At 64.1% G+C, this 4,133-nt stretch carries 4 protein-coding genes; all 4 read right to left on the bottom strand.

Translation table 11 applies throughout. The features are described 5' to 3' along the window. On the bottom strand, positions 1-398 hold a 398-nt coding region (locus tag QYH69_RS35615), incomplete at its 3' end, for a PfkB family carbohydrate kinase (protein ID WP_308836305.1). Positions 399-427: 29 nt separating this feature from the next. Continuing rightward, on the bottom strand, positions 428-1,954 hold the full coding sequence (locus tag QYH69_RS35620) for an altronate dehydratase family protein (protein WP_308836306.1): 1,527 nt from the start codon (positions 1,952-1,954) through the stop codon (positions 428-430). Further along, positions 1,951-3,111, bottom strand: a complete 1,161-nt coding sequence (locus QYH69_RS35625) for a mannitol dehydrogenase family protein (RefSeq protein WP_308836307.1) — start codon at positions 3,109-3,111, stop codon at positions 1,951-1,953. The genes QYH69_RS35620 and QYH69_RS35625 overlap by 4 nt, the downstream gene beginning before the upstream one ends. A gap of 31 nt (positions 3,112-3,142) precedes the next feature. Next, the gene (locus QYH69_RS35630) at positions 3,143-4,108 is read right to left on the bottom strand and encodes a zinc-binding alcohol dehydrogenase family protein (protein ID WP_308836308.1); all 966 of its coding nucleotides are present in this window, start codon (positions 4,106-4,108) and stop codon (positions 3,143-3,145) included. Positions 4,109-4,133 lie beyond the last annotated feature (25 nt).

Consider the following 4,133-nt stretch of genomic DNA (forward strand, 5'->3'; position numbering starts at 1 on the left):
CGTAGCCATGTCGTTCTGTGAGCCAAGGAGTTGGTAGAATGTTTTGTCTTCCTAAGACCGCTTGGCCTCCGACTTAAATACTCGAAGTGATGTCCGCCCGGTCCGTGCGAAACGAAATACACGCCCGTGTGCGCCGATTCGTCGATCCGCACCGCGGACGTATCGACGTTCTCCTGCTGCCAGAGCTCGAGCAGAAGGCGCCCGAAGCGGTCGCCGCCCACCGCGGAGATAAAGCCGGTGTTCGCACCCTGGCGCGCGGCGGCGATGCAGAAATTCGACGTGTCGCCGCCGTAGCCCTGAAGATAGTCCGTGCCGCCCGCGGAACGCTGGCTGAATTCGACCATCGCTTCGCCGAATGCCACGATCTCGGGCGGCTGTTTATGCGTTGCCTTTACCATCTGTCGACCCCGTACACGGCACGTTTGCGTCACATGACCGCGCCGCGCAACCACGGCACGAACTCGCGGTCGCCGAGGCCGTTCTCTTCGCTGCAGCTTTTGCGGCCCGACGCAACCTCGAGTATCAGTTCGTACAGACGCGCGCCCGCTTCCTCGACGCTTAACGAGCCATCGACAATCACGCCGCTGTTGAAATCCATGTCGGACCGCATCCGCTCGAACAGAGCGGTCGTCGTCGCGATCTTGATCGTCGGCACCGGTTTCGAGCCGAAGACCGAACCGCGTCCGGTCGTGAAGCAGACGAGGTTCGCGCCGCCCGCAATCTGACCGGTCGCCGAGACCGGATCGTAGCCAGGCGTGTCCATGAACACGAGGCCGTCTTCACGTACCGGTTCCGCGTAATCGTAGACGGCCTTGAGCGCCGAACTGCCCGCCTTCGACACCGCACCGAGCGATTTCTCGAGAATGGTCGTGATGCCGCCGGCCTTGTTTCCCGGAGACGGATTGTTGTTCATCTCGCCGCCGTTCTGCTCCGTGTACCCTTCCCACCAGTGCAGTTTGTCCATCAGGCGGTGCGCGACTTCTGCCGACGCGGCGCGCGCGGTCAACAGATGTTCGGCGCCGTAAACCTCCGGTGTTTCCGACAATATCGCAGTGCCGCCGCTGCGGACGAGCAGATCGACCGCCACGCCGAGTGCCGGATTCGCGGTAATGCCGGAGTATCCGTCGGAGCCGCCGCATTGCAGCCCGAGCTTCAGATGCGACGCGGGCACGGCGGTGCGCGTCGCGCGATTCGCCGCGTGGAGTTCCTCCTGAACGATGGCGATGCCGCGCGCCACGGCTTCGCGCGTGCCGCCCTCATCCTGGATAACGAGCGTGCGCACCGGCCGCGACGAAGACGTGTCGAGCAATTCGACGAGCCCCTCGATCTGGTTCACTTCGCAGCCGAGTCCGACGAACAGCACGCCGGCGAAGTTCGGATTGCGCGCGTAACCGGTCAGCGTGCGGCGCAGCAAAGCCATGCCGTCGCCGGACGAGGACATGCCACATCCGCTCTGATGCGTGATCGCAACCACGCCGTCGACGTTTTCGAATGCGTCGAGTGCGTCGCCGCGGAATGCATCGGCGATCGCGTGGCAGACGGTGGCGGAGCAGTTCACGCTGGCGATCACGCCGATATAGTTGCGCGTGCCTGCCTGGCCGTCCGCGCGCAGATATCCAAGGAACGTATCGGCGCGATCGGCCGGCGCGGCACGCGTACCGGTCGCATTCGCGTGCGCTGCGCTGTCGTGTTGCGACGGCATGCCGACGTTGTCCACATGAACATGCGCGCCGGCGGGAATATCGCGGAGCGCAACGCCGATCGTCTGCCGGTATTTCGTGATCTGAGCGCCTTGCGCGATGTTGCGCAAGGCCAGCTTGTGTCCGGCCGGTATCGGCGACAGAACCTGTAGATGCTGTCCGTTGACGTCCACGATCTCGTCGGCTTCGAGCGCCCGTAATGCGACGGCAACGTTGTCGTCATCGTGAAGAACGATGAGGTGCTGATCTTTCACGACGCTGCTCCTTCCGTGCCGGACAAAGGCAGCGCGTGCGCGGCCAGCAATGCGCGCAAGCGCGGTTGTGCGACCGGCAACGACAGCGAACCGGCCAGCTCGACGAGCGGCTGTATCCGGCGCCTGATCTTCTCGCGATGATTGGCGGCAATATCCGATATGCGGTGAGCGAGAAACGGATTGAGGAATCGCTCGCGCACGCTGTCGATGTACGTATGCGCCTCGCTTTTCAGACCCATCGCGTCGAACACGGGCAGCACCTCGTCGTGCCATACCGTTTCGAGTGCGTCGCGCACGCGCGGCGTGCTCATCGCCTCCAGCACGGTTTCCTGCTGCGAGCGGCTTTCGCTGAGCCACTGATCGGCCAGCCACGTGTGACCGAGATTGAGAAAGAACAGCTTGAGCTGCGCATACCGGCGCAGTTCATCGGTGAGCACGATCTGCTCGTGTGTGCACGGAAGTTCCATGCCTTCACGCCGCTCGATCGCCCACAGCGCATACGGCTCTGCGACCGCGCCCACCGGATCGATCGGCGCGGACACGATACGGTCGACGAGCGAATTCACCCAGACGCACCGTTCCTGCAAATAGCCGATAAAAGGCTCGGGCAGCGACCATTGCCGCGCCATGCCGAGCACGATATCGCGCAAGGTATCGCCGTTTCTGTCGACGAGTTCGCACGGGTAGACCGATACGCCGTGCTGCGGGCGCTCGCGCCAGCGTGCATGCAGCAATACGAGCAGCTTCGCCGGATAGCTGTGCGGCACGAGCGCGTCGTTCGCAAGCAGATCGGCGCAATCGCGTTCGTCGAGTTGATAACCGGCATCGCTGGTGTTCGAGACGATGACGCGCACCTCCTCGATCACCGCGCGACGGATCGCGGCCCAGTCTGTATCGGTTGACCAGGCGTTGCGCACCGCGCGGCATTCGACTACCCGGTCCACCACGCCGCCGCCTTCGCGACCCCGTATCTGCACAGGGTAGTGGCCGGCGTGGCGCAGCGCGGCGATGCGCGCGCGGCTCGCCTCGTTCGCGGTCGTCTGCACGACGCTGATGCCGCCGATCGCGTCGCCGCGTTCCAGCGCCTCGGAAACAAACAGCGCGACGTGCGCCAGAAGGAAGCGGCTCGTGCCGAACTGAAGTATCGGTGTGCTCATAAGTGCGATCCTGATGGCCCGGTGCCTTGCCTCAGCATTCGACCAGCGCTTTCACGACCGTCTGCCCCGGCTCCAGCAGGCGCGGAAACGCGTCCGGCACGTCGGCAAGGCGCATGCGATGCGTATTGAGCGCCTGGTCCGGAATCTGGCCGCTGCGCATCGCTTCGAGCACCGTTTCGAAATCGGCGGCCGTCGCGTTGCGGCTCGCGAGCAAGGTCGTCTCCCGCTTATGGAACTCCGGGTCCGAAAACGTGACCTGCCCGGGCACGATCGAAATCAGCGTGTAGGTGCCGCCGTGTGCGACAAAACCGAAGCCGCGGTTCATTGCGTCGATGTTGCCGGTCGCGTCGAACACGACATCGAAAAATTCGCCGTTCGTCAGCGACGAGAGTTGCGCCGTGTCGTCGGGGCCGACCGGTACCGCGGCGTCGACGTGCAGTTGCGAACTGCAGAACGCGAGCCGGTCGGCGCGTGTGTCGAGACACACGACGCTGCCGCCGCGCAGCTTCGCGAAGATCATGGCCGCCATGCCGATCGGACCGGCGCCGACCACGAGCACGCGTTGTCCCGCCTGCACGTTCGCGCGCCGAACCGCATGCGCGCCGATCGCGAGGAATTCGAGCATGGCCGCCTGGTCGAGCGACACGCCTTCGGCCTTGTGGACGAACTGGGCCGGCACGCTCAGATACTCGGTCATCGCGCCGTCGCGGTGCACGCCGAGCACCTTGATGTTCACGCAACAGTTGGTCTTGCCCTGGCGGCACGCAACGCAGGTTCCGCATGAAAGATAAGGCATGACATACACGCCGTCGCCGGCCGCCAGTCCCGAATCGCCATCGGCTTCGACGACCACGCCGGACAGCTCGTGGCCCATCACGCGCGGATATTGAAGGTACGGCTGGTTGCCGGTGAAGATGTGCAGATCGGTGCCGCAGATGCCGACGCGGCTCACAAGTCGGAGGCCAAGCGGTCTTAGGAAGACAAAACATTCTACCAACTCCTTGGCTCACAGAACGACATGG

This window comes from Paraburkholderia sp. SARCC-3016 (assembly GCF_031119615.1).
Lineage (GTDB): Bacteria > Pseudomonadota > Gammaproteobacteria > Burkholderiales > Burkholderiaceae > Paraburkholderia.